Genomic DNA, 7,024 nt, shown 5'->3' with positions numbered 1-7,024 from the left:
AACACCCAGGAGCTGCACCGGAGGCCCTGTCTTCATGCGTCCATCACCCCGCGATCACCCGAACGGGACTCCCGTTCGATCGGCAACCGCCCTGATCGGTACGACAACGGCGTCTTACAACAACCCGAAAACCAGGTACGCCGCCCGCCACGCTCGGGCCGGCCTATCGGGGAGCACCCTGGTCCCCAGTGGGCCCGAACAGGACGGCAGCAACCCGGCGTCGAACCTGATGCCGCATCACACAAGGAGCAGCTGGCCTGGCATTCCTCCCAGCCGACAGCCTTCCGGCATCACTGCCCGGACGAAAGGATTTGAACTGCCACCACTTGCCCCAGGCCCGTGGAGGCTCGCGAGCGGCTGACTCCGCCTATTTCCGCTGCCCTCAGCCGGACCGGCCAGCCGTCTACCCGACGCCGGGATGGACAAGGCGGAGATGGATCGCTGGCCTGATCAATCCGTTTGCCCATCGATCTTTCGCTTGTCAGGAAGATCAGGCGCGGGATGGGTCGGCTCATTCCCACGAGCGCGTGCCCAGAACTGGCCGTCCAGCGAGAACTTCGGTCGCTCATCATCAGGTGAGACAGGGGCAAGGCGGGTGGAGATCCACTCACCTTTGACCGGTGCTGGCAGTTCGAGCGCGCGGGCGACGTGCGGGTGCGAGCCCTGATGACCCAGGACGACGATGCCTTCCGGACGAAGATCATTGCGTGCGTCGCGGGCACGCTTAGGCGAGTCGTCCTGCTGACCGACGGTCAATACGGTCTGTCGGCCGACAATCCGGTCCTGCACCTCGCGAAACAGCTGGTTCAGCCGCTGCTGGCCCGACGACGGCCGACGCGGCAGCGACGCTGTGAGGATCCGCTCGCGTGTACCGATATCCAGGCGGAGCAGCAGGTTCGTCGGCAGATCTGTCTGGAGGCCACCCCACAGCCAGTACACGTCAGACTTGGCGGTGTCGGCAAGCTTGCGCTTGTTGTCCCGGTTGTACGCACGAACGCGGTCGCCGTTTGCATCCAGCCCCTTCCTCCAGCGCAGGCGCTCATCAGTGATCCGTACGATGCCCGCGGCCCACTCACTCGTGTCGTCACTCATCCAGGCCACCAGTGCAGGATGGTCGGCGCGGCCGCCCCGCTCGCCGTGGTCAGCGCACTGGTACATCTCCATCGGAATCTCCCAGCCGCCGAGATCCTTAGAGAACTTGCAGTCAATGTCCACGTCGGCGATGGACCAGTCGAGGTCTTTGCCGTTGGCTATGTCGAACTCCTTCGTGAGGTTCACCTCGACGGCGGTCCCCAGATATGTCTTCTCGGTCTTCGTCAGGTGCTGGTACGCCCAGCGCCCCGTCCGCTGACCGTCGAGCAGCTCATCGAGGGAGTCACGCAACGCCCATCGGAAGCGCTCCCGCGCCTCTGGCTGGCCGTCGAACCACTCGACGAACTCGGCAAGGTCATCGGGGACCTGCTGCACAAGGCCGGGCTGAATCCGCCACTCACGCGGTATCTTGCTCATGTCGTCACGCGGGACATCCCAGGTGCGGAACGTGTCGCGGCGGGAGTGCTTCGCTGCCAACGCCCGCGACTCCTGCATGCCAGCCTGAACAGCGTCCTGCGGGAACGGCAGACCCTCTTGTATCGTCACGCGCTGCAGTCTGGCATCAAGCACAGACAGCTTCAGCAAGGCGGCTGGCATCAACCCAGGCGTCGCCCCTGCCTGCGTGTCCGGGTTATCCGGATTGGGACGTGCGGAACTCGCCCCGGGCCGATTGCGGGGTACGGCAGAAGCGGTAGCGGGAGTTCTGCCCGGACGGCCGGAAACGGCGAGCTGCCGTCAGCGCGCCGCAAGTCATGCAAGCGACGGAAGAAGGCAAAGGTCCAGGAGGCCGGAGACGCCAGCCTGAAGACGCGCCCGTCTAGTCACACCAACCAGCGGCACGAAGACGGTCCCAGTCTCATGGAGTCGAACGGAACGGACTGGTCAGAGCACCGCTGCTGCTTCCTCCTCCTGTGGCTGGGGCAGGCCGAAGGCCGCCGCAGCCACGTGCGCGGCTAGCAGCGGCGGGACGGCGTTGCCGGCCTGCTCATACTGCTTCGTCTGTGTTCCCCGCCAGGGGTAGTCCGCCGGGAAGGACTGCAACACGCCGGCTTCCCGGACGGTGATGCGCGCCCCGTCCGACGCGGCGATGCGGTTCTTCCACGCACCGCGTTCCCGGGATACGTCCAGGGCGCGGCGGGCCTGCGTCGGGAAGGGCTCGGCGCCGCCGGTCTTACCACCGCCAGCAGTGACGGTGGGCGCGGGCCGGTCGGTGGCCCCCCAGCCAACACCCTCTGCCATGGACACCCAGCGGGCGCGGGACTCGCCGAAGAGGTTCCCTTCTTCGCCGTGCTCGGTGTGGGTGGGCTCGGGGGGCTGGGCGGTACGCACGCAGGACGCGATGAGGAGCGCTCGCCGCCGACTCTGCGGCACACCGAAGTCCGCCGCGTTCAGGTTGCCGCACCAGACGCTGTAGCCCCACCCCCGGAGGATCTCCGCGTAGTGGCGGAACAACGGCAGCGCGTCGGGTACCTCCTCCATGACGGTGTCCTCGGGCCGCAGGGTATGGAGGTAGCGCATCGGCTCGGCAGCGAGCAGGGAGCGGGGATCCAGGCATTCCGCCAGCAGCTCCGCACGGGTATCCCGGCCGCGGGCGAGGTCGTCGATCACCTGGTGAACGTGGGGCTGGTCCTGCAGCCCTAGCTGCTTGCCTGCTCGCGACCAGGCCTGGCAGGGCGGGGAGGCGATGAGACGGCGGATGCGGCCGAACATGGGCGCGGTTGCGATCTGCGCGACGTCCGCGCGGACAGTCGGATGCCCCGCGGCAGCCCGTGTCTGGCAGGCGGCAGCGTCCCACTCAATGCCGATGTCAGTGAGGCCGTGGTATCGGCGCAGGCCTTCGGACCAGCCGCCGGGGCCGGCGAACAGGTCCAGGATGTCGGGAGCGCCGGGGGTCGGCATCAGTCCTCCGTGTCGAGAGTGTGCGTACATGGCGAGGTCGGGATCGCCGAGTCCTGCCCGGCTGGCAGGGATCAGCAGCCAGCTCAAAGGACCCTACAGGCGAGGACCAGCCGACCGGAGGCCTGGCACCGAGCACACCGCACTGCCCGTCCGATCCTCCGAGCCGCAGCTCTCTCGCCGCCCGGGGGTCCACCTCCGCCACTGCGGCAGGCCCGGACAAGCGCAGAGGCCGGGTCCCGGAAGGCTGACCACCAGGACTCCCGGCCGCGGGCTCGCAGAGGCCCTCTCCAGCCAGCCTGGGTTGTCTCCGGGCAGCAGCTGCTGCGCGTGGCCCTGATGGCAGTGTCCTGCAGCCTGATCCGGGGGTCCAGGCAAGATCGAGACTTAAGCCCCAGAACCCGGCCGTCGCCGTATACGTGAACGAGTCCGCCCGCTACCTCGCCACGGCGGCCTGCGGGGGCTACCGTCGTTCCCGCCCCGAGTCCAGGGCGACCCGAAGGGCGTCGGCGGCTACTCGGTGCTCGCCGGACGGGACACGTTCCTCGACCGGCCCCACGCGTGCATCCGCTCGAGTGTGCCGAAGGAGCGCGAGCCGGGCATTGAACCGCCAGCCGCGACGAACTCCACAGGCTGGCCGAGCATCTGCGCGGAGGCCGCGTTAGCCCCGGCCCGTGAGTAGTGTGCCGGCCAGCTGGGGTCCGCCTTCGAGTCCGCAGGAGCGCGCGCCGATCAACTCTGCCGAACCATCGCCGCGGGCAACGAGCCGGCCCTGTCGGAACGATTGCCTACCGCCCGGCGCGCGGTTCCGGTCGAGGATGTGGCCGCGGCGGGCGACGCGCCGTTCGTCCATGCTGAACTCACCTGCGTCGAGCTCGGCGACATCGAGCAGACAGCCGTCACCGACCGACGCGATCGCCCCCGGCACCGGACAGCGGCGAATCGCACCGGACCTGACCGGCTGCCGATGCCCACGCTCCGGCTCAGCCCGCGCGAGAGCCTGCTGCCGTGTCCGAGGGCGGTTGCCTGGCCCGCGATCCGACCTGGCGGGCTCCGGCGGCGAGGGCCTGGAGCCCGGCCAAGTGCCGGTCGAGTGCCCCCGGACCCTGCCGGGACGGTGAGAGCCATGTCCGCCTGGCACCGCCCGAGAGGAAGGCCATCATGGCGAGCCGGATGGGATGGTGGATCGCCGCACCCAGCGTCTGCGGGTTCGGCTCGGGTCATCGATGCTGCCCGCGCCACGCCTCGGTCGCCGCCGCGCCGCCCCCGCATCCAGCGGGAGAGCACCGGTAAGGCCGGAGGCGACGGCACCCGCCACGAGTCCTCCGGGGTGGCGACGAGCCACCGGCAGCGCACGCTCCTCCCGCTGGTCCCGGTGAATTGAGGCAAGTCCTCGAACCCGGTTTCTCCACAGGCCGCTCCCTGTCGGTCGGTGTCGTACCCGACGCAGTCAACCGCTGGAGGGCTACCGGCCCAGGGAAGTACCGGCCCCTTGTCCGTCCGGCCGGACAGCCACGATATCGGCGGTGTGGTCCCGTCACCTGGCGACCAGCGCGTCCCTACCCAGTAGCCACTTCTTTGTGCGTACTGGGCAGCCGCATGCAGCACCACGAGACTGGTGCCCAGAAGGGGGCGAAGGGAGATGACAGAAAGGTCAGGAGACCGGCAGTTCGACCCGTCCTACCTGCTCGGCCTGCTCGGCCGCCATCCGGTCGAGCCGCTCGTGGCCCAGGTCGGAGATCGGGCCGAGCGCGTCGGAGAGTCGGCGGCCGAAGTCGGTCAGGGAGTAGACCGTCTTCAGCGGGAGGACGTCGTACACCTCGCGGTGCACCAGGCCGTCGGACTCCATCTCGCGCAGGGCCTGGGTGAGGACCTTCTCACTGAGGCCGGGCAGCAGTCGGCGCAGTGCGGCGGGGCGCTGCGGGCCGGCCTCCAGCAGCCAGAGCAGGGACGACTTCCACTTGCCGTCGATCACGGCGACCACGGCGGTCACCCCGCACACGTTCGGGTTCACGGCCTGACCGCGCGTCATCTCTTCCCCCCGGAGTCGTCGCTGTCCACCACCATGTCTACAGGAGATGAAGTATGTCCACCAACCTCACCCGGCCCACCGTCACCGTGCTCGGTCTCGGGCCGATGGGACGCGCCCTGGCCGGCGCCTTCCTGGACGCCGGCGTCCACACCACGGTCTGGAACCGCACCCCGGGCCGGGATGCCGCACTGGTCGCCCGGGGCGTCGTGAGTGCGGCCACGCCCGAGGAGGCCGTGGCCGCGAGCGAGCTGACCGTCATCTGCGTGGTGAACTACGACGCCTCGGACGCCGTGCTGCACCGCGAGGAGGTGGAGGCCGCGCTCAAGGGCCGGACGCTGGTCAACCTGACCGCAGACTCGCCGGACCGCGCCCGGGCCACGGCCGCCTGGGCGGTGCAGCACGGCATCGGGTACCTGGACGGCGCCATCATGACGCCGGCCCCGAGCATCGGCACACCGGAAGCGGTCTTCATCCACAGCGGGCCCGCCGACCTCTACGAGCGGTACGCGCCGGTGCTGGCGGCGCTCGGCGGCACCCACACCCATCTCGGCGAGGAGATCGGCCGGGCGGCCGGCTTCGACATCGCGCTGCTGGACATCTTCTGGACGGCGATGGCCGGCTTCGTGCACGCGCTGGCGCTGGCCAAGGCCGAGGGCATCGCCGGGCGGGAGCTGGCGCCGTTCGCCCAGGGAATCGGTGCGATCCTGCCCCCGCTGTTCGCCGAGTTCGCCGAGGACTTCGACAGCGGCAGCTACTCGGGCGCGATCAACCCGCTCACCTCGGCGGTCTCCACCATGGCCCACGTCGTCCACACCGCCGAGTCGCACGGCATCGAGTCCGGACTGATGCGCGCCGCCGAGGGCCTGGTCCGCCGCACCATAGCCCTCGGCCACGGCACCGACGGAGTAAGCCGCCTCGCCGAAATCCTGGGCCGCCGCTGACCCCAACCGACAACGGCCCGGGCGCCGGCACCCACGACAACGGCACCACTTTCGCCGACCACCTGTCGGCCCATCAACAAAAAGGCCGCTGGCCTGGGAGCACTCCCAGGCCAGCGGCCTTCCGACATCACTGTCGGGACGACAGGATTTGAACCTGCGACCCCTTGACCCCCAGCGGCCGAAAGGGTGTCCGACCGGTGTTCATCAGTCGGAATGACGCAGGTCGGGGCCTATCTCGTCCACCCCGCACGCTGCCTGATGTCATCTCATGACCGTCAGTCCGTGAGAGGCGCGTGAGAGCCGTGACATCTCGTGACACCTCATCCGAACGCGTTCGTGCCCTCCACCGAGGCCAAGTGGTTCACCGCCGGCCCCGACCCTGACTTCCCGCCGTCGGCTCCCGCACCCGACGGCACCCCTGATCCGGCGGATAGCTGCGCGGACATCACCCCGGAATACGCCGCCGCGTGCCCGGGTGAAGCCGACTCCTCGGCAGCCGCGCAATTGACGACCGGAGTCGTCTCAGGACGGGAGACTCCTCATCGCACACGCCCGCCGCGTTCACGGCTCATGCTCCGGCGACGGCAGCCGGATGGGAGCGGAAGGGTTAGAGGGTGTCTGAGAACTCCCCACCAGGGCAGGCGAGTTGCCAGTCACTCTGTGGTGGGGAGTCGAGGATGGCTGACCGGCGTGCTGTGTATCCGACAGACTTGTCCGATGTGGAATGGGCGGTTCTCGCGCCGTTGATTCCGTCGCCGAGGCCGGGGGGCAGGCCGCCTGTGCATACCCGGCGCGAGATCGTGGACGCACTGGCTTACTGGTTGCGGGCCGGGTGCGCGTGGCGGTTGCTTCCGCATGATCTTCCGCCCTGGCAGACGGTGTATCACTACTGGAGGGTGTGGCGGATCGAAGCACGGTGGGAAGGCATACTCGCAGCATTGCGTGCCCGGGAGCGTGCTGGTCAGGGGCGTGATCCGATGCCGAGTGCTGGGGTGCTCGACAGTCAGAGCGTCAAGGGGACCGAGCGGGGCGGCCGGCACGGGTACGACGGCGGCAAGAAGGT

Annotated in this window: 5 protein-coding genes; 2 read left to right on the top strand and 3 right to left on the bottom strand. The window is 69.1% G+C overall.

Annotation, left to right across the window (positions count from 1 at the left end):
* Window positions 1–450 precede the first annotated feature (450 nt).
* The 3 genes from ACZ34W_RS38130 to ACZ34W_RS38120 all read right to left on the bottom strand — a co-directional run bounded on the left by ACZ34W_RS38130 (window position 451) and on the right by ACZ34W_RS38120 (window position 5,020).
* A complete protein-coding gene (locus ACZ34W_RS38130) occupies window positions 451–1,638 on the bottom strand; it encodes a NaeI family type II restriction endonuclease (RefSeq protein WP_465611023.1) in 1,188 nt (395 codons plus the stop codon).
* Window positions 1,639–1,974: 336 nt separating this feature from the next.
* The gene (locus ACZ34W_RS38125) at window positions 1,975–2,991 is read right to left on the bottom strand and encodes a DNA cytosine methyltransferase (protein ID WP_329490213.1); all 1,017 of its coding nucleotides are present in this window, start codon (window positions 2,989–2,991) and stop codon (window positions 1,975–1,977) included.
* A 1,651-nt stretch (window positions 2,992–4,642) separates the two neighbouring features.
* A complete protein-coding gene (locus ACZ34W_RS38120) occupies window positions 4,643–5,020 on the bottom strand; it encodes a winged helix-turn-helix transcriptional regulator (protein WP_465611021.1) in 378 nt (125 codons plus the stop codon).
* Between the two features lie 53 nt (window positions 5,021–5,073).
* Between ACZ34W_RS38120 and ACZ34W_RS38115 the strand changes: the two genes are divergently transcribed.
* Together ACZ34W_RS38115 and ACZ34W_RS38110 are read left to right on the top strand one after the other, a co-directional pair.
* Entirely contained in the window at window positions 5,074–5,961 is an 888-nt protein-coding gene (locus tag ACZ34W_RS38115) for an NAD(P)-dependent oxidoreductase (protein WP_465611019.1), read from the top strand.
* Between the two features lie 719 nt (window positions 5,962–6,680).
* Window positions 6,681–7,024: transposase (locus ACZ34W_RS38110; protein ID WP_465611025.1), on the top strand; the 344-nt coding region annotated here is incomplete at its 3' end.

The sequence above is a fragment of the Kitasatospora sp. NPDC022856 genome (assembly GCF_055561235.1).
This window is presented reverse-complemented; position numbering and strand designations above follow the sequence as displayed.